Annotated in this window: 19 protein-coding genes; 10 read left to right on the forward strand and 9 right to left on the reverse strand. The window is 61.6% G+C overall.

Translation table 11 applies throughout. The annotated features are described in order from the left end of the window. Positions 1-97: 97 nt before the first annotated feature. Positions 98-2143, reverse strand: a complete 2046-nt coding sequence (gene metG / locus J4E63_RS03920; RefSeq protein WP_207281166.1) for a methionine--tRNA ligase — start codon at positions 2141-2143, stop codon at positions 98-100. Between the two features lie 293 nt (positions 2144-2436). Between metG and apbC the strand changes: the two genes are divergently transcribed. Beyond that, positions 2437-3531 (forward strand): iron-sulfur cluster carrier protein ApbC, encoded by a 1095-nt coding sequence (gene apbC, locus J4E63_RS03925; protein WP_207281167.1) that lies wholly within the window; start codon positions 2437-2439, stop codon positions 3529-3531. 126 nt (positions 3532-3657) lie between these two features. On the opposite strand, the gene J4E63_RS03930 is transcribed toward apbC, so the two are convergent. After that, entirely contained in the window at positions 3658-4416 is a 759-nt protein-coding gene (locus J4E63_RS03930; RefSeq protein WP_207281168.1) for an SDR family oxidoreductase, read from the reverse strand. A gap of 167 nt (positions 4417-4583) precedes the next feature. Between J4E63_RS03930 and J4E63_RS03935 the strand changes: the two genes are divergently transcribed. From J4E63_RS03935 to groL, 4 genes are all read left to right on the forward strand, one after another. Continuing rightward, positions 4584-5315 carry a HugZ family protein gene (locus J4E63_RS03935; RefSeq protein ID WP_060740953.1) on the forward strand — a complete coding sequence of 244 codons (732 nt, stop codon included), beginning with the start codon at positions 4584-4586 and terminating at the stop codon, positions 5313-5315. A 66-nt stretch (positions 5316-5381) separates the two neighbouring features. Then, entirely contained in the window at positions 5382-5858 is a 477-nt protein-coding gene (locus tag J4E63_RS03940; protein WP_207281169.1) for an FxsA family protein, read from the forward strand. A gap of 244 nt (positions 5859-6102) precedes the next feature. Beyond that, positions 6103-6396: a co-chaperone GroES gene (locus J4E63_RS03945; RefSeq protein WP_024619193.1), complete on the forward strand. Its 294-nt coding sequence runs from the start codon at positions 6103-6105 to the stop codon at positions 6394-6396. Positions 6397-6445: 49 nt separating this feature from the next. Further along, on the forward strand, positions 6446-8089 hold the full coding sequence (groL, locus tag J4E63_RS03950; RefSeq protein ID WP_053124505.1) for a chaperonin GroEL: 1644 nt from the start codon (positions 6446-6448) through the stop codon (positions 8087-8089). A 108-nt stretch (positions 8090-8197) separates the two neighbouring features. Here groL and J4E63_RS03955 read toward each other — a convergent pair whose 3' ends face one another. Further along, on the reverse strand, positions 8198-8941 hold the full coding sequence (locus tag J4E63_RS03955; protein ID WP_207281170.1) for a phosphatase PAP2 family protein: 744 nt from the start codon (positions 8939-8941) through the stop codon (positions 8198-8200). Between the two features lie 327 nt (positions 8942-9268). Between J4E63_RS03955 and colR the strand changes: the two genes are divergently transcribed. From colR to J4E63_RS03980, 5 genes are all read left to right on the forward strand, one after another. After that, a complete protein-coding gene (gene colR, locus J4E63_RS03960; RefSeq protein WP_024779529.1) occupies positions 9269-9952 on the forward strand; it encodes a two-component system response regulator ColR in 684 nt (227 codons plus the stop codon). Next, on the forward strand, positions 9942-11219 hold the full coding sequence (locus J4E63_RS03965) for a HAMP domain-containing sensor histidine kinase (protein WP_207281171.1): 1278 nt from the start codon (positions 9942-9944) through the stop codon (positions 11217-11219). Before colR ends, J4E63_RS03965 begins: the two co-directional genes overlap by 11 nt. Positions 11220-11332: 113 nt before the next feature. Further along, positions 11333-12001: a class I SAM-dependent methyltransferase gene (locus tag J4E63_RS03970; protein ID WP_207281172.1), complete on the forward strand. Its 669-nt coding sequence runs from the start codon at positions 11333-11335 to the stop codon at positions 11999-12001. Between the two features lie 4 nt (positions 12002-12005). Then, positions 12006-12716: a lipopolysaccharide kinase InaA family protein gene (locus J4E63_RS03975; RefSeq protein WP_207281173.1), complete on the forward strand. Its 711-nt coding sequence runs from the start codon at positions 12006-12008 to the stop codon at positions 12714-12716. Positions 12717-12718: 2 nt separating this feature from the next. Next, positions 12719-12946, forward strand: a complete 228-nt coding sequence (locus J4E63_RS03980) for a hypothetical protein (protein ID WP_207281174.1) — start codon at positions 12719-12721, stop codon at positions 12944-12946. Positions 12947-13082: 136 nt separating this feature from the next. Here the strand turns inward: J4E63_RS03980 and J4E63_RS03985 are convergent, their stop codons facing one another. From J4E63_RS03985 to J4E63_RS04010, 6 genes are all read right to left on the reverse strand, one after another. After that, positions 13083-16109, reverse strand: coding sequence for a multidrug efflux RND transporter permease subunit (locus J4E63_RS03985; protein ID WP_207281175.1), 3027 nt, complete (start codon positions 16107-16109; stop codon positions 13083-13085). A gap of 13 nt (positions 16110-16122) precedes the next feature. After that, a complete protein-coding gene (locus J4E63_RS03990; protein ID WP_207281176.1) occupies positions 16123-17271 on the reverse strand; it encodes an efflux RND transporter periplasmic adaptor subunit in 1149 nt (382 codons plus the stop codon). 154 nt (positions 17272-17425) lie between these two features. Next, positions 17426-18523: a DUF1513 domain-containing protein gene (locus tag J4E63_RS03995; RefSeq protein ID WP_207281177.1), complete on the reverse strand. Its 1098-nt coding sequence runs from the start codon at positions 18521-18523 to the stop codon at positions 17426-17428. Positions 18524-18525: 2 nt separating this feature from the next. Further along, the gene (locus J4E63_RS04000) at positions 18526-19590 is read right to left on the reverse strand and encodes an imelysin family protein (RefSeq protein ID WP_192261184.1); all 1065 of its coding nucleotides are present in this window, start codon (positions 19588-19590) and stop codon (positions 18526-18528) included. Between the two features lie 28 nt (positions 19591-19618). Further along, complete coding sequence (locus J4E63_RS04005) at positions 19619-21046, reverse strand: di-heme oxidoredictase family protein (RefSeq protein WP_207281178.1); 1428 nt, start codon at positions 21044-21046, stop codon at positions 19619-19621. Positions 21047-21267: 221 nt separating this feature from the next. Beyond that, positions 21268-23862: a TonB-dependent receptor gene (locus J4E63_RS04010; RefSeq protein ID WP_207281179.1), complete on the reverse strand. Its 2595-nt coding sequence runs from the start codon at positions 23860-23862 to the stop codon at positions 21268-21270. Between the last annotated feature and the right edge of the window lie 18 nt (positions 23863-23880).

Consider the following 23880-nt stretch of genomic DNA (forward strand, 5'->3'; position numbering starts at 1 on the left):
TTAGGCATTATCCGGCACGCCGGGAGTGCGGGCCAGATATGAAAATCCCACAGCCACCTGCAAGGCGACTGTGGGATCGGTGCAGCACGCGGTCGCGTTACTTGATCCGCTGGCCCGGCTTGGCGCCGCTGTCAGGGCTCAACAGGTAGATTTCCTCGCCACCGGGGCCTGCCGCCATCACCATGCCTTCGGAGATGCCGAAGCGCATTTTGCGCGGCTTGAGGTTGGCGATCATCATCGTCAACCGACCTTCGAGCTTGGCCGGGTCCGGGTAGGCACTCTTGATGCCGGAGAACACGTTACGTTGCTCATCGCCGATGTCCAGGGTCAGGCGCAGCAGCTTGTCGGCCCCTTCGACGGCCTCGGCCTTGACGATCAGCGCCACGCGCAGGTCAACGGCGGCGAAAGCGTCGAAGTCGATTTCCGGCGACAACGGATCCTTGGTCAACTCACCGTTGCCGGTCGGGCCGCCGGTGTCGGTCTGGCTGGCGGCCAGGTCTTCCTTGGAGGCGTCGATCATGGCTTGGACCTTGGTGGCATCGATACGGGTCATCAACGGCTTGAATGCGTTCAGTTGATGGTTGCTCAGCAGTGTCTGGTGGTCGTTCCAGGTCAGCGGCGCGACGTTCAGGAACGCTTCGGCATCAGCGGCCAGCAACGGCAGCACCGGCTTGAGGAAGATCACCAACTGGCGGAACAGGTTGATGCCCAAGGCGCAGATGGCCTGGACTTCGTCCTGCTTGCCTTCCTGCTTGGCCAGCGACCACGGGGCCTTGTCGGCGATCCAGGCATTGGCGCGGTCGGCCAGGGCCATGATTTCGCGCATGGCGCGGGCAAAGTCGCGGCTCTCGTAGGCGTCGGCGATACTGGGTGCCGCCGCCAGGAAAGCGTCGGTCAGTTCCGGCGCGGCGTTACCGGCGACCAGGACCCCGGCGTTACCCTTGTGGATGAACCCTGCGCAACGGCTGGCGATGTTGACGACCTTGCCCACCAGGTCGGAGTTGACCTTCTGCACGAAGTCTTCGAGGTTCAGGTCCAGGTCGTCGACGCCGCGGCCGAGCTTGGCCGCGTAGTAGTAGCGCAGGTATTCCGGCGACAGGTGGTCCAGGTAGGTCCGGGCCTTGATGAAGGTGCCGCGGGACTTGGACATCTTCTGGCCATTGACGGTCAGGTAGCCGTGGACGTTGATGCCGGTCGGCTTGCGGAAACCGGCGCCTTCGAGCATGGCGGGCCAGAACAGCGCGTGGAAGTTGACGATGTCCTTGCCGATGAAGTGATACACCTCGGCCGTGGAGTCCTGGCCCCAGAACGCGTCGAAGTCCAGCCCAGGCGTGCGGTCGCAAAGGTTCTTGAAGCTCGCCATGTAGCCGATGGGCGCATCCAGCCACACGTAGAAATACTTGCCGGGCTCGCCGGGGATTTCGAAGCCGAAGTACGGCGCATCGCGGGAAATGTCCCACTCTTGCAGGCCGGAGTCGAGCCATTCGGCGAGCTTGTTGGCCACCGCGTCGTGCAACGTGCCGCTGCGGGTCCAGGTTTGCAGCATCTCCTGGAAGTCCGGCAGCTTGAAGAAGAAGTGCTGGGAGTCCCTGAGCACCGGGGTGGCGCCGGAAATCGCCGATTTCGGGTCTTTCAGGTCGGTCGGTGCGTAGGTGGCGCCGCATTTTTCGCAGTTGTCGCCGTACTGGTCTTCGGTGCCGCATTTCGGGCAAGTGCCCTTGATGAAGCGGTCGGCCAGGAACATGTTCTTTTCCGGGTCGAAATACTGGGTGACCGAACGGGTGGCGATGTGCCCGGCGTCACGCAGCTTCAGGTAGATCTGGCTCGACAGCTCACGGTTTTCTTCGGCGTGAGTGGAGTGGAAGTTGTCGAAGTCCACCAGGAACTCGGCAAAGTCGGCGCTGTGTTCGGCCTGGACGTTGGCGATCAGTTGTTCCGGGGTGATGCCTTCCTTTTCCGCGCGCAGCATGATGGCCGAACCGTGGGCGTCGTCGGCGCAGACATAGATGCACTGGTTGCCGCGATGTTTCTGGAAGCGCGTCCACATATCGGTCTGGATATATTCCAGCATATGGCCGAGGTGAATCGAACCATTGGCATAGGGCAGGGCGCTGGTGACGAGAATCTTGCGTGGCTCGGACATGGGGCTCGGCTACTTGATGAAACGGAGGTCGGCCACTATAAAGCGCCGGGAAATATATTTCACCCCACTGGCCTGTTTCCGCATGCATCGGTTGGGAACGGCGAAAGGCCTGGGCCAGGCACAATCTGTGGCGAGGGGATTGTGGGAGCAAAGCTTGCTCGCGAAACAGGCACCTCGATTTCTGAAAGACCGCATCGCCTGCCCCACACAGCGGGAGCAAGCTCCCTCGCCACACAAGCAGGCTCGGCGTAGGATAGCGGCCTGTTTTTCAAGTCTTGCTATCGGAGTTGCCCATGAGCGCCGTCAACCGCGCAGCGGTGGAAACCGTCCTTCGCCAGTACACCGACCCCTATCTGAACCAGGACCCGGTCAGCGCCGGATGCGTGCGCGCCATCGACATCCAGGGCGATCGCGTCAGTGTCCAGCTGGAAATCGGCTACGCCGCCGACCTGTTCAAGAGCGGCTGGGCGCAGATGCTGCAAATGGCGATCGAAGGCCTGGACGGCGTGACCGCCGCGACAGTCAAGATCACCAGCGTGATCGCTGCCCATAAGGCCCAGGCGCAGGTGCCGGGGCTGGCCAACGTCAAGAACGTGATCGCCGTGGCCTCGGGCAAGGGCGGCGTGGGCAAGTCCACCACCGCCGCCAACCTGGCCCTGGCCCTGGCCCGTGAAGGGGCGAAGGTCGGGATTCTCGACGCGGACATCTACGGCCCGAGCCAGGGCATCATGTTCGGGATCGCCGAGGGCACCCGGCCCCAGATCAAGGACCAGAAGTGGTTCGTGCCGCTGCAATCCCATGGGGTGGAAGTCATGTCCATGGCCTTCCTGACCGACGACAACACGCCGATGGTCTGGCGCGGACCGATGGTTTCCGGGGCCTTGCTGCAACTGGTCACGCAAACCGCGTGGGGCGACCTGGATTACCTGGTGATCGACATGCCGCCGGGCACCGGCGATATCCAGTTGACCCTGGCGCAGAAAGTCCCGGTGGCCGGTGCGGTGATCGTCACCACCCCCCAGGACCTGGCCCTGCTGGACGCGCGCAAGGGCGTGGAGATGTTCCGCAAGGTGAACATCCCTGTGCTGGGCGTGGTAGAGAACATGGCCGTGCACATCTGTTCCAATTGCGGACATGCCGAACACCTGTTCGGCGAAGGTGGCGGGGAAAAACTGGCGACCCAGTACGGCGTCGAATTGCTGGCTTCGCTGCCGCTGTCGATGGTGATCCGCGAACAGGCCGACGGCGGCAAGCCGACGGTCATCGCCGAACCGGACAGCCAGATCGCCATGGTCTATCAGGAACTGGCCCGCCACGTGGGCGCGCGGATCGTGTTGCAGGAGGCCGCTTCACCGGCGATGCCGAACATCACCGTCAGCGACGATTGATCGGTTGAAACGCGATCCACTGTGGGAGCGAGCTTGCTCGCGATAGCGGCGTATCAGTCGCATCAAGGCTGACTGAACTGACGCCATCGCGAGCAAGCTCGCTCCCACATTTGGTTTGCGGTGACCTTAGATCCGCAACCCGCCATCCATCTCCAAGATCCGCCCGGTGTAGTAGTCATTTTCGAAGATATACGCCGCCGAATGGGCGATCTCCTCGGGCTTGCCCATGCGCTTGAGCGGAATCCCCGAGGTCATTTTCTCCAGGGCTTCGGGTTTCATGCCCAGGGTCATCTCGGTTTCGATGAAGCCCGGTGCGATGCCGGCGACACGGATGCCGTAGCGCGCCAGTTCCTTCGCCCAGGTCACGGTGGCGGCGGCCACACCGGCCTTGGCGGCCGAATAGTTGGTCTGGCCGATATTGCCGGCGCGGGAAATCGACGAGATATTGATGATGGCGCCGCTGTTCTTCAGCTCGACCATTTTCGCCGCCACTTCACGGGTGCACAGGAACACGCCGGTGAGGTTGACGTCGATCACGGCCTGCCACTGGGCCAGGCTCATCTTGGTCATTTCGCCGTCCTTGACCTTGAGCAGCAGGCCATCGCGCAGGATCCCAGCGTTGTTGATCAGGCCGTGGATCGCGCCGAAGTCCTCGGCCACCCGGGCAACCATATCGATCACCTGATCTTCATTGGCGACATTGCACAGGTAGGCGCGCGCCTCGACGCCTTTGGCTGCGCAGGCGGCCACCGCCTGGTCGAGTTTTTCCTGGTTGAGGTCCACCAGCGCCAGCTTTGCGCCTTTGCCGGCGAAATACTCGGCCATGGAGCGGCCCAGGCCCTGGCAACCGCCGGTGATAATGATTACTTTGTCAGTGAGTTGCATTCTCATGTTCCAGATGGCGCAGCGGTGGAGGGGAACCTGTTGGGAGGTTTCTCGAATTTGTGACGGTGCAGCCCGACTGCACACGCGAACTGTCCCCTAGGTGTATCGGAACATTACTCCAGTCGCCTGACCGTTTTCTAGACGGATTTTATAGAAGGAGTCATAAATTGAGCGTTGAAGCTGCCAGACATGCCCGGGAACTGCTGCTCAAGGAATACCGTGGAATGCTCTCCACTCATTCCAAATCCATGCCCGGCTTTCCGTTCGGCTCCGTTGTCCCGTATTGCCTGGACGCACAAGGCTGGCCGCTGATCCTGATCAGCCGCATTGCCCAGCACACTCACAATCTGCAAAAAGACCCCAAGTGTTCGATGCTGGTGGGCGAGCGCGGTGCCGAGGATGTGCAGGCCGTAGGGCGCCTGACCTACCTGGCCGAAGCCCGGAAGCTCGAAGACAGCGCCGCCATCGAAGCGGCCGCCGAGCGTTATTACCGCTATTTCCCTGACTCGCAGAACTACCACAAGGCCCATGATTTCGATTTCTGGGTGCTCGAGCCGGTGCGCCATCGCTACATCGGCGGCTTTGGCGCCATTCACTGGATCGACCGACTTACCCTGGCCAACCCCTTCGCCGGCAAAGCCGAAGCCAGCATGATCGAGCACATGAACGCCGATCACGCCAAAGCCATCGCCCATTACGTGGAGCTGGCCGGCCTGCCGAAAAGCGAGCCGGCGCAACTGGTGGGCATCGACAGCGAGGGCATGCACCTGCGCATTGGCCAGGGCCTGCACTGGCTGGCGTTTGCGGCACCTTGCAACACCCCGACACAAGTGCGCGAAGCCTTGGTTTACTTGGCTCACGCCGAGCAATGGCCAAAAAATGCCGAGGCCGACGCTTGAATTCACGAAAGGGCGACGTCATTTAGGGTTTCATAGCAAGGCATTCTTGCGTTGAGGAACCATTTGATGCGCCCTTTTTTGTTGCTCTTTCTGCTGTTTCCGGTGTTGGAGCTGTTCGTATTCGTCAAGGTCAGCGGTGCGATCGGGTTTTTCCCGGCGCTGTTGCTGGTCATTCTCGGCTCGATGCTCGGCGTGTTCGTGCTGCGCATCGCCGGCCTCGCCACGGCATTGCGTGCCCGGGAAAGCCTGAACCGTGGCGAGCTGCCTGCCCAGACCATGCTCGAAGGCCTGATGCTGGCATTGGGTGGCGGCCTGTTGATCCTGCCAGGCTTTATCAGCGACGTGCTGGGCCTGGTCATGCTGTTGCCGTTCACCCGTCGGCTGCTGGCCAATAAAATGCGCCAGCGCGCCGAAGAGCAGGCGATGCGCCAGCGGGCCTTCGCCGATGACCTGCAGCCCCGTGGCGGGCCGGCTCCGCGAGAACCCCTGGGCCGTGAGCCCAACGTGATCGAGGGCGAATTCGAACATCGCGACTCCAAGTAAAAAACCGTGACACGGCACCTTCGGGTGCCGTGTTCGTTTTCGGCTCCGAGAAGTAAAAAATTTCATACCCTGCCCTTGTAATCGCCTTGTGCGCCCTTATGTATGGGTCACCGCAAGGTTTCCGGTGGCAACACCGGACAGACTTCCGCGGTTCGCTTGACGAACCGCACCCGGCACAGCCGGATTCGTTAAACCCGCCGGGACTACACCGGCCGATGAAAACCACAATTAGGAGAGATCGACAATGAAGCTTCGTCCTCTGCATGACCGCGTCGTCGTCCGTCGCAGCGAAGAAGAAAAGAAAACCGCTGGCGGTATCGTCCTGCCAGGTTCGGCTGCTGAAAAGCCAAACCAGGGTGAAGTCCTCGCTGTAGGCCCAGGCAAGGCCCTGGAAAACGGTGAAGTACGTGCGCTGTCCGTGAAAGTGGGTGACAAGGTTGTGTTCGGCCCTTACTCCGGTAGCAACACTGTGAAAGTTGATGGCGAAGACCTGCTGGTTATCGGCGAGAGCGAAATTCTCGCTGTTGTCGAAGGCTGATTTCCCGCTCATTTTCCCGCGACTACAAAGTATTTAAGGAATATCGATCATGGCTGCTAAAGAAGTTAAATTCGGCGATTCCGCCCGCAAGAAAATGCTCGCCGGTGTCAACGTCCTGGCTGACGCAGTAAAAGCGACCCTGGGCCCGAAAGGCCGTAACGTGATCATCGAGAAGAGCTTCGGCGCTCCGACCATCACCAAGGACGGCGTTTCCGTAGCCAAGGAAATCGAGCTGAAAGATCGCTTCGAAAACATGGGCGCGCAGCTGGTCAAAGACGTTGCCTCCCGTGCCAACGATGACGCCGGTGACGGCACCACCACCGCGACCGTACTGGCTCAGTCGATCGTCAACGAAGGCCTGAAAGCCGTCGCTGCCGGCATGAACCCGATGGACCTCAAGCGCGGCATCGACAAGGCGACCATCGCCATTGTCAAAGAGCTCAAAGCCCTGTCCAAGCCATGCGCTGACACCAAGGCGATCGCTCAGGTCGGCACCATCTCCGCCAACTCCGACAACTCCATCGGCGACATCATTGCCGAAGCCATGGAAAAAGTCGGTAAAGAAGGCGTGATCACCGTTGAAGAAGGCTCGGGCCTGGAAAACGAACTGTCGGTTGTTGAAGGCATGCAGTTCGACCGTGGCTACCTGTCCCCGTACTTCGTCAACAAGCCGGACACCATGACCGCCGAGCTCGACGGCCCGCTGATCCTGCTGGTGGACAAGAAGATCTCCAACATCCGCGAAATGCTGCCTGTGCTGGAAGCCGTTGCCAAAGCCGGCCGCCCACTGCTGATCGTGGCTGAAGACGTTGAAGGCGAAGCCCTGGCGACTCTGGTTGTGAACAACATGCGTGGCATCGTTAAAGTCGCAGCCGTCAAGGCTCCAGGCTTCGGCGACCGTCGCAAGGCCATGCTGCAGGACATCGCCGTACTGACCGGCGGTACCGTTATCTCCGAAGAGATCGGCCTGAGCCTGGAAAGCACCACCCTGGAGCACCTGGGTAACGCCAAGCGCGTGATCCTGTCCAAGGAAAACACCACCGTGATCGATGGTGCCGGCGTCGAGGCTGACATCCAGGCTCGCGTGACCCAGATCCGCGCACAAGTGGCCGAGACTTCGTCCGACTACGACCGTGAAAAACTGCAAGAGCGCCTGGCCAAGCTGTCCGGCGGCGTTGCAGTGATCAAGGTCGGTGCAGGTTCCGAAGTTGAAATGAAAGAGAAGAAAGCCCGCGTTGAAGACGCCCTGCACGCTACCCGCGCAGCCGTCGAAGAAGGCGTGGTACCTGGCGGTGGCGTGGCACTGGTTCGTGCCCTGCAAGCCATCAGCGAACTCAAAGGCGACAACGATGACCAGAACGTGGGCATCCAGTTGCTGCGTCGCGCTGTAGAAGCACCGCTGCGCCAGATCGTTGCCAACTCCGGCGACGAGCCAAGCGTTGTGGTCGACAAGGTCAAGCAGGGTTCGGGTAACTACGGTTACAACGCTGCTACCGGCGAATACGGCGACATGATCGAAATGGGTATCCTGGACCCGGCCAAAGTGACTCGTTCGGCTCTGCAAGCGGCTTCGTCGATTGCCAGCCTGATGATCACCACCGAGGCGATGATCGCTGAAATCAAGGAAGACGCTCCAGCTGGCGGCGGCATGCCAGACATGGGCGGCATGGGTGGCATGGGCGGCATGATGTAAGCCAGCCTTACCCCTGTAGCGAAAAACCCCGCCTGCGAAAGCAAGCGGGGTTTTTTATTGCCTTGGATTCATGAACGACGCCAATCCCCCTGTGGGATGCGGTTCAGTTCAGGCATTGGCGGGACTGGTGACAGCGACACGATCAGCCGTGGCGGCCGGTCGGTACAGGATGTAGTAGTAACACCCCAGGCAAATCAGCCAACAGAACACCGCCGTCCACACGTTATGGGAAAAGAAGTGCGCCCCTTGCATCATCCTCCCCAGGGAAAACACCGTGCCCAACGTGAAGGCGAATACCAAGGCCCGGCGGGCCAGGCGCGGACGGCGGTCGCGCAGGACGAAGAACAGCGCAAACAATGTGAACCCGGTGGCGGCGTGACCGCCGGGCCAGCATCGACCGGGTTTGTCGGTGGCCGGGCGTGGGCTGAGCAGCTCACTGTAGGTTTCCTGGCCGCCGAATTCCTTCAGGCTCCAGGGGCATTGCACAGCCGTCACCGCTTTCATCGGGGTGACGAAAGACGTCGCCAGTGCCAGGGACAGCACCAGGCAACCCAGCTCGCGTTTGAACGGTTTGAGCCGGGCGATGAAAAACGTACCGATGAACCCGAGGATTGCCAGTACGGAGAACGCGATCACCACCTCCTTGGCCCGATCGTGCAGGATGTCCTCCAGAAAAAAACTGTGGCGACCGATAAAACCACCCGCCATCGGGTCGTAAAACAGCTTGGCCACGTCCATGTCCAGGGTGGTCAGTTCCAGCAGCACCAGAATGGCTGCGACAACGGCAGGCAGGCCCAAGGCAACCCGGAAATTCAGCGGCCTGGAAGCGGGGCGGATGGCGGTGGAGACCATGGCAATACCTTTGAGGGGAGTTTTCGTAAGCAGCGCGTTGCGCAGTCTGGCCTGCGCTGCGTTGGGGCGGTGTGAATGCTGGGTGAAAAACTCGTCAATGACCGTGCAGCCCTGTTCCTGGGCGCTTGACCTTTGTGGGAGCGAGCTTGCTCGCGAAAGCGTCGCTACATTCAACATGGATGGCGACTGATCTACCGCATTCGCGAGCAAGCTCGCTCCCACAGGGGACCCGCGCCGCTACGGCGGATACAATCCTAGCCGTGAGCCACGCTTGGCCGTAAGCTGCGCGGGCCAAGCCAGCCGTTAACTGTGTACGCAGAGGTGCCCATGCGAATTCTATTGGTCGAAGACAACCGCGACATCCTGGCCAACCTGGCCGATTACCTGGGGCTCAAGGGCTACACCGTCGATTGTGCCCAGGACGGTTTGTCGGGGCTGCACCTGGCGGCGACCGAACATTACGACCTGATCGTGCTCGATATCATGCTGCCAGGCATCGACGGCTACACCTTGTGCAAGCGCCTGCGCGAAGACGCCCGGCGTGATACGCCGGTGATCATGCTCACCGCCCGGGATCAGTTGGACGATCGCTTGCAGGGCTTCAAGTCCGGTGCCGATGACTACCTGATCAAACCGTTCGCTTTGTCGGAACTGGCGGCGCGGATCGAAGCCGTCATGCGTCGAGCCCAGGGCGGTGGCCGGCGGGCCTTGCAGGTCGGCGACCTGAGCTACGACCTCGATACCCTCGAAGTGACGCGCGAAGGCAAGCTGCTCAAGCTCAACCCCGTGGGCCTGAAGCTGTTGGCGGTGCTGATGCAGAAAAGTCCCCATGTGCTGCGCCGCGAAATCCTCGAGGAAGCGTTGTGGGGGGACGATTGCCCGGACAGCGACAGCTTGCGCAGCCATGTCCATCAACTGCGCCAGGTAATCGACAAACCGTTCGAAAAGCCGTTATTGCACACCGTGCACGGCGTCGGCTATCGCCTGGCCGAGGGCCGCGATGGAGTTTAAGCAAAGCCTTGCCCAACGGATCATCATCGCGTTTGCGCTGATGAGCACATTGGTGGCCGGTGCGTTCGCCATGGGCATCGTGGCGACGGTCCATCTGGTGGAAGAGAAACTGATCTCCGCCGGGCTTGGCGGTGATTTGCAACGCCTGCTGTTGATGGACAGTGTCTCGGACTGGAACCATCGGCCGGAACCCGACCAGTTGTTTTATTTCAGCGGCGGCCCGGGGGATTTCGAGTTACCCAAGGATCTGCGCCATCTGGAGCGCGGTTTCCACGAGGTGTTTCGCGAGCAGTTGTCCTATCACGCCATGGTCGAGATCGTTGACGGTCGGCACTACGTGTTGCTGCAAGACCAGAGCGACTTCGAAGAGCGCGAACGGGTGCTGTTCGCCGTGGTGCTGGTGGGCTTCGTGCTCAGCCTGGCGCTGGCGGTATTTCTGGGCTGGGTCCTGGCCCGCCGGGTGATGGCGCCCGTGGTTCGTCTGGCCCGGCAAGTGCGTCATCGCGATCAGCTTCTGGGGCTCGCGCCGCCGCTGGCCCCGGACTATGCCGCCGATGAGGTGGGTGAACTGGCGGTGGCGTTCGACGCCACACTGGGGCGTTTGCGCCAGGCCTTGACCCGCGAGCGGTTGTTTACCAGCGACGTGAGCCACGAGTTGCGCACACCGTTGATGGTCCTGGCGACCTCGTGTGAGTTGCTGTTGGAAAACCCGGCGCTGGACCCGCGCGGTCGTACCCAGGTCGAGCGCATCAATCGGGCCAGTGAAGAGATGCGCGAGCTGGTGCAGACCTTCCTGATGCTCGCCAGGGCCGAGCGTGAAGACAACGGCATGTCGCCTCGGCTGACCCTGGGGCAGGTGGCCGAGAACCTCCTTGGCGTATGGCGTGCCCCCATCGAATCCAAAGGCCTGACGCTGATCTTCGAACCCGGGCAAACCGTCGACACCCTGTATAACGCCACGTTCCTGACGGCCGTGATGGGCAATCTGTTGCGTAATGCCCTGCACTACACCGACCAGGGATTCATTCGCCTTTCGCTGACCAACACCGGATTCGTGGTCGAGGACAGCGGCGTGGGGATTCCTGAGGAGAAGCGCGAAGCGATGTTCGAGCCGTTCGTGCGCGGTAACGAAAAACGCGGCGAGGGCTTGGGATTGGGCTTGTCCCTGGTGCAGCGCATTTGCGAGAACCAGGGCTGGACAGTCAGCCTCAGTACGATGGAGCCCAATGGTTGCCATTTCGAAGTGGAATTGAATCCAAAGAGCTAAGCCCCTCTGCTGAAAAGTCTTGTAAACATTGGAGCGTTTACCTGACTTTATTTTCACAAAGGCATGACATTCCGATTCATAAGGTGGGCCTATCAGTCATCGAGGCCCGCCTAATGTCCAAACCCATCAAGCTGGAATTTTCTGAAAAATACGACGAGCAGCACGCCAGGGAATATTTTCATAAGCATCGCCGTGGCTTGAGTCGCCGTCTTTCCAACCAACGAGACCAACAACTGGCCCGGCGTGCATTGGCACTCGTCGGAGACCCCGGCCTGGTCCTGGACCTGCCCTGCGGTGCGGGGCGCTTCTGGTCTTTGTTGGCCGAAAAACCGAATCGAGTCATCATCGGCGCCGACAATTCCGAGGCCATGCTCAGTACGGCATTGGAGGCTCAACCGAGCGATGTCGTAAAACGGGTACGGCCCTTGCACACTTCTGCGTTCGACATTGCCTTGCCTGATAACGCCGTCGACAGTATTTTTTGTATGCGTTTGTTGCATCACATCGGTGAACCCGCGCATCGACTGGCGATTCTCAAGGAATTCGAGCGTGTCAGCCGTGACAGCGTGATCGTTTCATTGTGGGTCGATGGCAATTTCAAGGCCTGGAAACGCAAGCGTCTGGAGCGCACTCGTGGGCAGAAAGACTACCAGAATCGATTTGTGTTACCGACAGATACAGTAGAGGAAGAGTTTCGACAGGCTGGGTTTCGTATTCAGGAACGGCTGGATTTCCTACCGCTCTATGCCATGTGGCGAGTTTATGTATTACGCAAGAGGTAACAGCATGGTTGTGCAGGCAGTGGAAACAACTGGCATTTCCCGCAGCAGCTTCGAACATTTTTGGAACCAACAAGGTGAGTGGGTAGAAGAGCCCAACGTGCGACGTGGCGGTGAAAGTGGCGTGCAGCGGATCAACAGCAACAACGGCGAGTTGTTGTATGCCAAGCGTCAAACGGGGCACATCTATCGCAGTTGGTTGCATCCGTTCGGTCGACCGACCGTTCTGCGTGAGCAAGACGCGCTGCTGGCGTTGACCCAGTTGAATGTCCGCGTGCCTGAGCTGATCTTTTGTGGTGCCCAGCGTGACCCCGTCCACAGGTGGCGTGCGCTGTTAGTGACCCATGCGCTGGAAGGCTTCGAGGAGATCGAGCATTGGTATGCCGGAGGCGGACGTGAGCGCCATGGCGAAGCGGTGCATGATCAAATCCTCAAGGCCCTGGCTGAGAACCTGGCCCGCATGCACAAGGGCCGTTGGCAGCATGGCTGCCTCTACATCAAGCATGTTTTTGTGCGGGTGACAGGAGAAGGCGAAGGGGCCAAGGCCGAAGTGGCCCTGCTGGATCTGGAGAAATGTCGCCAGCGTCTGACTGCCCGGCGTGCGGCCTCCCATGACCTGAAGCAACTGCGGCGCCATTCGTCGTTCAGCGATGCTGATTGGAAAAAACTCGTCTACTTTTATGAGACGGCGTTTGGCAGCGCTATCAAAGGTTTATAGCCATGAAACTAGAAATTGCTAGAGGTTTGTTTTTAATCGGAGCCCTGGCAGTTACGTCGATGGCGGTGGCTGTGTGGGAACAGCCTCGTTCGCAGATCCTCAGTGCCTCCAGTGCGGGTGCGCATTGTCCCCTGCCGCGTGTGGCAAAGGCGAGCGAGACGATCCGACCGGACGATGATCTGCTGCTGTTCATGTTCAGCCTGTCCCAAGGGATGAGGCCTCAGAGTTGAACATCACGAAGCCAAAAAGGCCTCGCCTGTGCGAGGCCTTTTTTTCCCGCCGCAATCTCCAGTCGAGCACTAAAACCTGTGGCGAGGGAGCTTGCTCCCTTGCCACAAAAACCATCCAGTTCCCTTCTGGCTGCCTTCAGGGTTTATCGGGCCTGGCCAGCAGTGTGTAGACGCAGGGCAGCACAAACAGGGTGAACAAGGTGCCAATCGACATGCCCGTGGCGATCACCGTGCCGATGTCGAAGCGGCTCACTGCACCGGCGCCTGTGGCGAAGATGAGCGGCACCATGCCGAACACCATCGCCGCGGTGGTCATCAGCACCGGTCGCAGACGAATCGACGCGGCTTGTTCCACGGCTTCGCGCGGCGACAGGTTCTGTTCCCTGCGCAACTGGTTGGCGAACTCGACAATCAGGATCCCGTGCTTGCTGATCAGGCCGATCAGCGTCACCAGGCCCACCTGGGTATAGATGTTCATGCTCGACCAGCCGAGGAACAGCGGAATCAGGGCACCGCAGATGGACAACGGCACGGTCACCAGGATCACCAGCGGGTCCCGGAAGCTTTCGAACTGCGCGGCCAGCACCAGGAAGATAATCGCCAGGGCCAGGGCAAAGGTCACCCACAACGCGCTGCCTTCCTGTACGAACTGGCGTGAAGCCCCGGCGTAATCGAAGGCGAACCCCACCGGCGCTTCCTCCCGGGCGATCTGGCGGACGGTCTCGATGGCCTCGCCCATGCTCACGATGGGGAAGCCTGAAATCGTCACCGCATTGAGCTGCTGGAACTGGTTCAGTTGCCGCGGTCGTGCCCGGTCGCTGACCTTGATCAGGGTCGATAGTGGTAGCGATTCACCCTTGGCATTTTTCACGTAGTAATTGTTCAGCCAGTCGGGGTTGTCCCGGAACGGTCGTTCGACCTGGGCGATGACCTTGTAGCTGCGGCCTTCGAGGGTGAAGCGATTGATCTCCGATTCCCCCAGCAGCGTCGCCAGGGTACCGCCCAGGTCCTGCATGGAAACGCCCATCTGGGCGGCCTTGGCGCGATCGATATCCACCACGACTTCTGGCTTGTCGAACGCAAGGTCGATGTCCATGAACGCGAACTTGCCGGAATCCAATGCGCGCTTTTTGACCCGGTCGGCAACCTCCAGCAGCGTTGCGTAGTCCTTCGGGGAGTTGATGACGAATGCGAACGGCAAGCCTTCTCCGGTGCCCGGTAGCGAGGGCAGGTTGAAGCCGAAGATCTGCAAGCCAGGCACGCTTTCCAGCTTGGCCTGGACCTCGGGCAGGACTTCCATCTGGGTGCGGTCGCGTTCGTTCCAAGGCTTGAGCAGGAAGCCGCCGATGCCCGACTGCACGCCGTTATAGCCATTGATCTGGAACGAGGAGTAGTACTCCGGGAACTCCTTGAAAATGGTAATGAAGTGATCGGTATAGGTGTTCAGGTAGTCGAGGTTGGTGGGCTGCGGGGCGTTGGCCATCATGAAGATGATGCCCTGGTCCTCGTCGGGGGCCAGCTCGGACTTGCTGAACATGACCAGCACCGGGATCAGCAGCAGCACGATCACCGCGAACACCAGCACCACCGGCCGGGTGTTGAGCGTGCCATGGAGCATGCGCTGGTAACGGCTCTTCAAGCGTTCGAAGAGCATGTCCAGCCGATGGGCCAGCCCCGAGGGGTTCTCATCGTGGCGCAGGAGCAGGGCGCACATCATGGGCGACAGGGTCAGGGCGACGATCCCGGAAATCACCACCGCCCCGGCCAGGGTCAAGGCGAACTCCTTGAACAAGGCGCCCGTCAGGCCCTCGAGCAGGCCGATCGGTGCATACACCGCCGCCAGAGTGATGGTCATCGAGACCACCGGCATGGCGATTTCCCGGGCACCTTCTATCGCGGCGTCGAACGGGGTCTTGCCTTCCTCGATGTGCCGGTGAATGTTCTCCACCACCACAATGGCGTCGTCCACCACCAGGCCGATGGCGAGCACCATGGCCAGCAGCGTCAGCAGGTTCATCGAGTAGCCCATCAACTGCATGAAGAACATCACGCCGATCATCGACAGCGGGATGGTCACTACCGGGATGATCACCGACCGCAGGGCGCCGAGGAACAGGAACACCACGACGATGACGATCAGCACCGCTTCGAACAGGGTTTTCACCACCTCGTCGAGGGATGCCTGGATGAACAGGGTGGCGTCGTAGGCGATCTCGGCCTTGAGGTTGGTCGGGAGTTGCGCCTCCATCTCCGGCATGATCTTGCGCACTTCCTTGATCACATCCAGCGGGTTCGCGCCCGGCGTGGCCTTGATCCCGATGTACACCGAAGGCGTGCCACCAAAGGAACTGATGGTGTCGTAGTTCTCGGCGCCCATTTCCACGCGGGCCACGTCCCGCAGCAACACGCGGCTGTCGCCGTCGGTCTTGAGCGGGATCGCGGCGAAGGCCTCGGCGGACTTGAGTTCGGTGTTGGCGTTGATGCTGGTGACGACGTATTCGCCTTTCACTTCACCGGCGGCGGAGAGGAAGTTGTGCTGGCGTACGGCATTGGTCACGTCGGCGGCGGTCAGGCCGAAGCCGGCGAGCTTGACCGGATCCAGCCACAGGCGCATGGCGAAGACCTGGTTGCCGAGGATCTCCGCCTCGGCCATGCCGGGCAGCGTCGCCAGCTTGGGCTGGATCACCCGTGACAGGTAATCGGTGATCTGCGGGTTGTTCAGTTCCTTGCTGAAGAAGCTGATGTACATCAGCGCCGAGGCATCGGCGGCCTCGCGGCTGAGGACCGGGTCCTCGGCATCCTGGGGCAACTGGTTCTTGACCTCGTTGGCCTTGGCCAGCAGTTCGGTAAAGAGCCGGTCGCTGTTGGAGCCGATGCGGGCATAGACCGAAATCACCGAGAAATTCTGGCGACTGACCGAGGTCATGTAGTCGATGCCCTCGGCACTGGCCAGGCTCTGCTGCATCGGTTGGGTGATGTAGCCCTGGATGGTCTCGGCGTTGGCCCCGGGGTAGGCGGTGGTCACCGTGATCAGGGCGTTTTCCATTTGTGGATACTGACGCAGGGGCAGCTTGCTCCAGGCCTGGAAGCCCAGCAGTACGATCAACAGGCTGACCACGGTGGCGAGCACCGGGCGGCGGATGAACGGATCGGTAAAAGCCATGGGGGGTCCTTGATCAGTCCGCGCGCGGCGGGCTGTTCTGTTCGGTCAGGGTCTTGTCGTCGCTGATGGCGATCGGCGTACCGTTATCGAGCTTGATCTGGCCGGCGATCACGACTTGTTCGCCGCTCTGCACGCCTTTGGAAACCAGCACCTGGCCGTCGCGTCGCTCGCCGGTTTCAACGAAACGCCGTTCGGCGATCAGGACCGGCTGGCCCTTGTCGTCTTTCTCGACTGTGCCGTCGGCGGCTTTCTTTTGCGTCACCACGTACATGGAGTTGCCGTAGAGGGTGTAGGTCACGGCGCTTTCCGGCACGACGATTCCGGCGGCCACGTCCGGCAGGATCACCTGCAGGTTGGCGAACATGCCGGGCAGCAGCTTGCCGTCGGGGTTGGCCAGGGTGGCGCGCACCAGGACGTTGCGAGTGCTGTCCTCGACCTTGGGGTTGATCGCGCTGATGGTGCCGACGAAGGTCTGCCCGGGATAGGCCGAGACGCTGACGTTGACCGATTGGGCAACAGCGAGCCGGGGCACGCTTTGCTCGGGCACGTAGAAGTCCACGTACAGGCTGCTGAGGTCTTGCAGGGTGGCGATCACCGTGCCGCTGGCCAGGTAGTCGCCGACATCCACCTGGCGAATGCCGATGGTGCCGCTGAACGGCGCCAGGATGTGTTTCTTGGCCAGCGACGCCTTGAGCTGGTTGACCGTGGCCTGGTTCTTCTTCAGTTGCGCCGAGAGCCGGTCGAATTCGCCCTTGGAGATCGCCTGGCTGCCCACCAGCTGTCGGCCGCGACCGAAATCCACTTGCGACAGGCCCAGGTCGGCCTCGGCGGTTTCCAGCAGGGCGCTTTCGACTTCGCTGTCCAGTTGCAGGAGCGGCTGACCGACCTTGACCTTTTGCCCGGACTGGAACTGCACCTTTTGCACGGTCCCGGCGATTTCCAGGCTCAGGTCCACGCCTTGCAGCGCCTTCAGACTGCCAACGGTGGGCAGGCGAGCCTGCCAGGGTTGCTGGGCGGCCGTGGCCACGGCGACGCTGATCGGAGGTTTCGGCTTAGAGAACGACTGGATCTGCTGGTAAACGGAGAAGGCCTTGTAGCCGGCGAGCAACAGCACTACCAGCAGGACAACACCCAACATGATCAGCATGCGGCGTCGCAGCATGTTCCACTTCCTTGGAAAAAAACTGAGAGAAAATACAGATAGGCGGGCACATTACTCTGAGTGTGCGGGCTATTCCAGATGCTGGCGGGCCGGTGGTGCGTGGGATTTTTCCGAAAATCAGGGAGCTCGGCGCCGATGGGCTTCGCTCCCTTGCTCAGGCCAGATGCAAATGGTTGTCCCAGAGCCCTGCCGGCAGATCCAGGGGTTTTGCAACCAGTTGTGTCTGGCGGCAATCGTAATAGCGGCAACGTCCTTGACCCGACGTCACGACAAAACCGTCGGCTACCGCGCCCACACCGGCACAGTCCGGCAAGGGGGCATCCAGGCGGACCTCGCCACTGTCCAGGTCCCAGATGAAGAAGCGGTTGCCGCGCGGGGCGGTCAGGGCCACCAGGCGCAGGTCGCTGTGCACAGCGACGCTGGCGGTGTAGTGCCCCATGGCCTGCAATTGTTCTGCGGGCACCGGGAATGCCTGGAACGGCTGACCTGGCCGCTTGATCGCCACCAGTTCCGACGATTCGTGGGCAGCGCCCATGAACTGTTGGCCGGAAACGATGGTGCCGTCACTGGCAATGCCGAGGTGGCGCACGCTGTTCATCGATTGGGCGAGGGTTTCCTTGCTCAGCAGGGTGCCATCGCGTTGCATCAGCACCAGGCTTGGCTCCATGGCGTCGAGGTTCATTTCGACCCGGCTTTCGGCCTCGGTGCGAATGCCGCCGTTGGCCACTACCAGCGTCTCGCCATCGGGCATCCAGGACACTTGGTGAGGACCGATGCCATGGGTAGACAACTCGCCGCTGTGCACCAGCCGCTCGCCTTCGAAACGGTACACGCCCAACAGGCCGCGTCCCGGGTCGGTGGTGTCGTTCTCGGTGGCGTACAGCCATTCGCCGCTGTCATGGATGACCGCGTGGCCGTAGAAATGCCGGTTCGGCAGCGAGGCGATGGTTTGCAGCAGCGCCCCGTCGCGCAGGTCGATCAAGTAGCTTTCGGTGCCTGGACGACGGGCGACGAACAGCGCAATCGGTTGCGTCGGGTGATTGATGATGTCATGGCAGCGTTGGCCGACCTGGGTGGCAAACACCCGCGTGCCGTCCAGTCGATAGCCGACGGCGTAATGCTTGCCGTCGCCATCGTCCCGTGCCGAAAGCAAGAGTGGGTGCTTGTCCTTTTGCTTGAACAGCGTCCAGCCGCCCAGGGTGACGGCGCCGAGCAGCAAGCTGCCCAGTGCCAGGACCTGACGTCGAAACATGATCAGTCACCGTCGTTGGCATTGAAGCCCAGTTGAATGCCCAGCGCCTTGGCCAGTTCGCCTTCGTGCAGGCGATGGACGACGTTGAGGCTGTCGTACAAATCGTTGAGTTGCTGGCGCCCGGCATCGTCGTTGAGCATTTCGGTCAACGAGCGCTGGCTGCTGGCGAACAGTTTCAAGGAGGCATCGTAGGCGGCGTCGATCTTGTCCGCCAACGGTTTCTGGTCGCTTGGCAGCAGGCCGCGCAGGCCCTTGTTGTCCACGCCGGCCCAGACGGTCCTGGCCGCGCTCAGGCTGGCTTCCAGCCCTTGCAACGACGACTGGCTGCGCCAGGCATCGGCCTGGAATGGCTGAGGTACGCCCTTGCTCTGGCGGCCCATCGGCGTGCCGAGTTTTTTCTTCAGCGTGTCCAGGGCCGTGACCTGCACGCGCAGCAGATCGGCGATGGCCTCGTGGGAGTCGGCATAGCGCTGGTTGGGGAATTTGCTCATCTGGGCGAGCATGCCATCGTTGGCGTTCCAGCCCGACAGGATCTCTTCGGCCAGTTGTTTCTGGCGTTCGCCGATGGCGGTGAGCAGCGGGCAGTACTTGGCTTTCTGGGCGCTGTCGGCCATGTCGATTTTCGCGTCGAACAGCAGGTATTCGTAGGCCGAGAGCCCTTGTACGACCACGCTGGACTTGGCCAGGCCGGCGGCGTCGATCTGTGGCTGGCTGTTGACCAATTGCTCGACCTGACGGCCCACCAGATTTTTCTTGTCCGGCCAGAACTGCACCTGCCAGGCGCGGTTGCCCTCGGCCAGCGGGCCGATCAACAGGGGTTGCAACTCGGCCCAGGCTTTTTGCGCCTTGAGGAAGTCGGCGCGGGCGGTGTCCAGGTTTTCCTTGCCTTGGCAGAACGCCAGGGCGCTGGTCGCCAGTTGCCGGTCGGCGTCGACCCAGCGGCTGTAGGTCGGCAGGATCACCTGCTTGGCGATGGCGGCCGAGGTGACCGCTTGCGGGTCCTGGGGCGAGCAGGCACCGAGGGCGATGGCGGCGAGGCTGGTGAACAACAGCTTGGGACGGAACATGTCAGGCTCCCATTTCTGGAAAAGGCATTTAAAGGGAATTCAGAAAGGCCAGCAACGCAGCGCGTTGCTCGGCATTGAACGCTAAAACCTGGCGTTGCGCCGCTTGTGCTTCGCCGCCATGCCACAGCACGGCTTCGAGCAGGTTGCGGGCACGACCGTCATGCAGGAACTGGGTGTGACCATTGACGGTTTCGGTCAGGCCGATGCCCCACAGCGGCGGGGTTCGCCAATCACGGCCGCTGGCCTTGAATTCGCTGCGGTTATCGGCCAGGCCTTCGCCCATGTCGTGCAGCAGCAGGTCGGTGTAGGGGCGGATGACCTGGTTGGCAAGCTCCGGTTCAGCGGCGTTGGCAGCGGTGGTGTATTTGGGGGTGTGGCAAGACTGGCAACCAGCCTGGAAAAACAGATTCTTGCCCGTCAGTACCTGGGGAGAATTCACCTCGCGACGGGCCGGTACGGCGAGGTTGCGGCTGTAGAACAGCACCAGTCGCAGGATGTTGTCGCTGACTTCCGGCTCGCCATCCGGGCCGTTGCCGCTGGGGGCGCGCTTGCAATCGACCTGGGCTTCGGTGCAATCGTCGAAGGGCCGCAGGCTCGTCGTCAGGCCCATGTCACCGGAGAACGCATGGACGTTCTGTTGGTTGAGGTTGGGTTGGCCGGCCTTCCAGCCAAACCGTCCAAGTACGGTTTTCTGTTGGGCATCGTCCCAGACCTGGTTGGGGCGACCGGCAATGCCGTTGTTTTCCCGCGCCTGGGCTTTGGCGTTGGCCAGGATGGCTTCGTCGGGGATTGCCTCCAGCAACCCCAGGCCGATCATCGGCGGAGCGACACGGGCGGAAAAACGCGTGTCCGGGTGCATCGGCCCATAGGCCAATTGGGTGATCTGCAGGTTTGGCTTGCGCAGCTCCACGACGGTGCCGTCCTTGAAGCGCACCGGGACGGGGCTGTAATCGACCCGGACTTTACCTTCGGGAGCGACACCGGGGACGGACATGTCCTGCAACTGCCCACCGTAAACCGGCTCCGGCACCACCCCCAGTTGTTCGATGACCTTGGCGTAGGCCGGCGCATCGGGAATCGACAGGCGCACCAGCATCGACACCGCGCTGGCGGCATCCGGCGCAGGCGGATGACCGCGACCGTCCTTGACGTGGCAGTTCTGGCAGGCGTTGGTGTTGAACAACGGGCCGAGGCCATCGCGGGCGGTGGTGGTCGAGGGGGCGATCACCCACGGGCTGCGGAAGAAGCTGTTGCCGACGCTGAAATCCACGCGCCGCGAAGGTGGCAGGTTGGCCGAGGGCAGGGAAAAGGCGTTCTGATCGCTCTTGCGAACCGTCGCGGCGCCACCGGAACGGGCTTCACCCGGTTCGGCCTGGGTAAAACGCGGGGCATCATCGCAGGCACTCAGGCCCAGGGCCATGAACAGTGCACATAAACGAAGAGGCAACGACGGCATCGGGCGACCTGGGAGATAGGTGAAAAGAGGGCGCAAAGTCTAACAGGGCGGGGCAGTTTGAATAAGAGGAATTATCGTTTGGTTAATGAGGTCGCGCTTGATTCACCGTGGCGAGGGAGCTTGCTCCCGCTCGGTTGCGCAGCGACCGCAAAATCCAGGGGCCGCTTCGCAGCCCAGCGGGAGCAAGCTCCCTCGCCACAGGGGAAATCCTTGGGGCTGGGTCAGATATCCCAGATCAGGTTCACCGCGAAGTTACGCCCGGGCGCGGTCAGGCGATCGAGGTTGGCGGGGCTCAGCACCGCCGCTTCGCCGACGCTGTCGTAGCCGCGCACGTCATCCCACAGCCAGTATTTCTTGTCGGTGAGGTTGTAGAGGCCGCCACTGACGGTCACGTCGCGGGTCACCTTGTAGAAACCCGTCAGGTCGAGGATGCCGAAGCCTGGCGTCTTGAACTGGCTGCTCACGCCATCGGGCGAGTTGAAGTTGCTGTCGTCGACGCGGTCCTTTTTCTTGACCAGGGTCCAGCTGAGCAACGTGCCGAACTGCTCCTGGTCGTAGCCCAGGCCGAACACGCCGGTCAGCGGGTTGACGCTGTTGAGCGGCTCGCCGGTGTCGTTGTTGCGACCGTAGGCGTAGGCCACCGAACCTTGGGTATACAGGCCCTTTGGCGCGCCCAGCACGTCCAGGTCCAGGCGTCCCTTGACTTCGGCGCCCTTGATGGTGGCGTGCTTGATGTTGTTGCTCTGGAAGGTCAACTGGTCGGCACCGGGGGTGATGGCGTCCTCGTTGATGAAGTCGCGGTACTTGTTGTAGAACACTGCCACGTCGAACGAACCGGAGTCGAAACGGCCGCGCAGGCCGGTCTCGTAGCCCTGGCTTTTTTCCGCTTCCAGGTCGGCGTTGGGCTCCACGCTATAGCCGGCGCCAGGGTTGTCGAAACGGCCATACAAGGCCTTGGCGGTCGGGGTGCGGAAACCCTCGGCGTACTGCCCGTACCAGGTGTACTGGTCGGTCAGGGCATAGGTCACGCCGAATTTTGGCGAGACGCGGTGCCAGGTCTTGTTCTTGTCGCTGACCTCACCACCACTGGTGGGGTCCACGGTGTTGAGGAATTCCTCGGTCAGGTGCGGCTTGAGCTGGGTGTAGTCATAGCGCAGCCCAGGCGTGAAGGTCCATTTGTCCCAACTGATCTGGTCCTGGACGAACAGGGCGTAGCTGTTGATGGTCGGGTCCGGGAAGTCACTGGCTTTTGCCAACACATCCCGGGTGCTGATGGCGCCCACCGCAGAGCAACCGACACCGACCGCCAGGCACACGCCATTGCCGCTGCGTGAGCCGGTGACTTTCTGTTGCTTGATCGTGGTGCCGTAGGTCAGCGCGTGATCGGTGTCGGCGATGCTGAAGGCCTTGTCCAGTTGCGCATCGAAGACCCACTGCTTTTCTTCGTAGAGGGTATCCCGGGTGCGCAGGACCTGGCGGGTGATCGGGAAATAGAACTCGGCGGTGCTCTGGTCGGTCTTGGCGACCTGGTGATTCAGGCTCCACTTGATGTGATCGGCCAGCAAGCTGTCGAGGGCGAAGCTGTGCTCCAGGCCGAAACGCTCGCGGGTGATGGTGTCGTTGCCGGTGCGCCACTGGTACATGCCGCCGGGCAGTACAAAGTCGGGGATTGCCGGCTGGCCGTTGGCGTAGGGGCCGCCGTAGGCGCTTTTCAGGTCGCTGTCGCGGTCGTCCTTGTATTTCTCGTAGACCAGGCCAAGGCGTGCGTCATCGCTGTAGTTCCAGCCGAGCTTGGCCAGCACGTTGTTGGCGCGCACGTCTTCCGGGTTGGCGGCGGTGCGGTCCAGGCCGGTGCCGTTGTGGCTGCCGTAGGATTCGGTTTCGTGACCGTCGCGCTGGCTGTAGTGCAGCAGGCCATCGAATGGGCCGCTGCGGCCGGCGACGGTGGCGGACTTGAGCCAGCTCTCGTCGGCGGAGCTGTAGCCGGTCTTCAGGCGAGCGCCAACGTCCTGGCCGGGCTTGATGATGTCGTCCGGATCGAGGGTGAAGTAGCTGACGGCACCGCCAATGGCATTGCTGCCGTACAGCACCGAGGCCGGACCGCGGAGGATTTCCACGCGCTTGATGATTTCCGGGTCGACGTAATTGCGCTGGGTCTTGGCGTAGGGGCCGTTGAAGAAACCGCCGGGTACTTCCACGCCGTCGACCTGGGTCAGGATCCGGTTGCCGTCGATGCCGCGAATGTTATAGCCGCTGATGCCGCCGCGCTGGCCCGCACCGCCCACCGACACGCCCGGTTCATAGCGCACCAGGTCCTTGAGGGTATTGACGTTGTTGCGGTCCAGTTCCTGGCGGTCGTGGACAGTGACCGTGCTGGGTACGCTGGTGATGTCCTGTTCCTGGCGGGTGGCGCTGATGGTCACCTGTTGCAGCTCCATCGCACTGCCGCTGCTGCGCTTTTCCAGCACGATGCTGTTGTCGCCCAGCTTGCGGTAGCCCAGGTGGGTCCCCACCAACAGGCGCTCCAGGGCTTTTTCCGGCGGCAGCGAGCCGTTCACCCCTGGCGACGCGACGCCTTCGGCCAGCTCCGCCGGCATGCCGACTTGCCAGCCGGTGACCGCGGTGAATGCATTCAAGGCCGAGACCAGTGGCTGCCGGGCGATGGCAAAGGTGTAGTCGCCCATGTTGCGGGCAGGGGGCTGCACGGCGGTGGCAGCCAGGGCGAGCGGCGCAGTGCCGGCCATCAGGATGGCGGCGGTGAGCAATGACAGCGTGCAAGAGGGGGCAAGAAACCGGCAAGTAAGGCGAGAGGACATCGATAGCGCTCCGTGTCG

It is taken from the genome of Pseudomonas sp. FW300-N2F2, from assembly GCF_017351655.1.
Taxonomy (GTDB): Bacteria; Pseudomonadota; Gammaproteobacteria; order Pseudomonadales; family Pseudomonadaceae; genus Aquipseudomonas; species Aquipseudomonas fluorescens_AA.

Coding starts and splice junctions, on each gene's coding strand:
- J4E63_RS03980 (WP_207281174.1), top strand. CDS start 12,719: ATGAAACTAGAAATTGCTAGAGGTTTGTTTTTAATCGGAGCCCTGGCA.
- J4E63_RS03990 (WP_207281176.1), bottom strand. CDS start 17,271: ATGCTGCGACGCCGCATGCTGATCATGTTGGGTGTTGTCCTGCTGGTA.
- J4E63_RS03955 (WP_207281170.1), bottom strand. CDS start 8,941: ATGGTCTCCACCGCCATCCGCCCCGCTTCCAGGCCGCTGAATTTCCGG.
- J4E63_RS03945 (WP_024619193.1), top strand. CDS start 6,103: ATGAAGCTTCGTCCTCTGCATGACCGCGTCGTCGTCCGTCGCAGCGAA.
- J4E63_RS03995 (WP_207281177.1), bottom strand. CDS start 18,523: ATGTTTCGACGTCAGGTCCTGGCACTGGGCAGCTTGCTGCTCGGCGCC.
- J4E63_RS03940 (WP_207281169.1), top strand. CDS start 5,382: ATGCGCCCTTTTTTGTTGCTCTTTCTGCTGTTTCCGGTGTTGGAGCTG.
- J4E63_RS03965 (WP_207281171.1), top strand. CDS start 9,942: ATGGAGTTTAAGCAAAGCCTTGCCCAACGGATCATCATCGCGTTTGCG.
- apbC (WP_207281167.1), top strand. CDS start 2,437: ATGAGCGCCGTCAACCGCGCAGCGGTGGAAACCGTCCTTCGCCAGTAC.
- J4E63_RS03970 (WP_207281172.1), top strand. CDS start 11,333: ATGTCCAAACCCATCAAGCTGGAATTTTCTGAAAAATACGACGAGCAG.
- colR (WP_024779529.1), top strand. CDS start 9,269: ATGCGAATTCTATTGGTCGAAGACAACCGCGACATCCTGGCCAACCTG.
- metG (WP_207281166.1), bottom strand. CDS start 2,143: ATGTCCGAGCCACGCAAGATTCTCGTCACCAGCGCCCTGCCCTATGCC.
- J4E63_RS04000 (WP_192261184.1), bottom strand. CDS start 19,590: ATGTTCCGTCCCAAGCTGTTGTTCACCAGCCTCGCCGCCATCGCCCTC.
- J4E63_RS03985 (WP_207281175.1), bottom strand. CDS start 16,109: ATGGCTTTTACCGATCCGTTCATCCGCCGCCCGGTGCTCGCCACCGTG.
- J4E63_RS04005 (WP_207281178.1), bottom strand. CDS start 21,046: ATGCCGTCGTTGCCTCTTCGTTTATGTGCACTGTTCATGGCCCTGGGC.
- J4E63_RS04010 (WP_207281179.1), bottom strand. CDS start 23,862: ATGTCCTCTCGCCTTACTTGCCGGTTTCTTGCCCCCTCTTGCACGCTG.
- groL (WP_053124505.1), top strand. CDS start 6,446: ATGGCTGCTAAAGAAGTTAAATTCGGCGATTCCGCCCGCAAGAAAATG.
- J4E63_RS03975 (WP_207281173.1), top strand. CDS start 12,006: ATGGTTGTGCAGGCAGTGGAAACAACTGGCATTTCCCGCAGCAGCTTC.
- J4E63_RS03930 (WP_207281168.1), bottom strand. CDS start 4,416: ATGCAACTCACTGACAAAGTAATCATTATCACCGGCGGTTGCCAGGGC.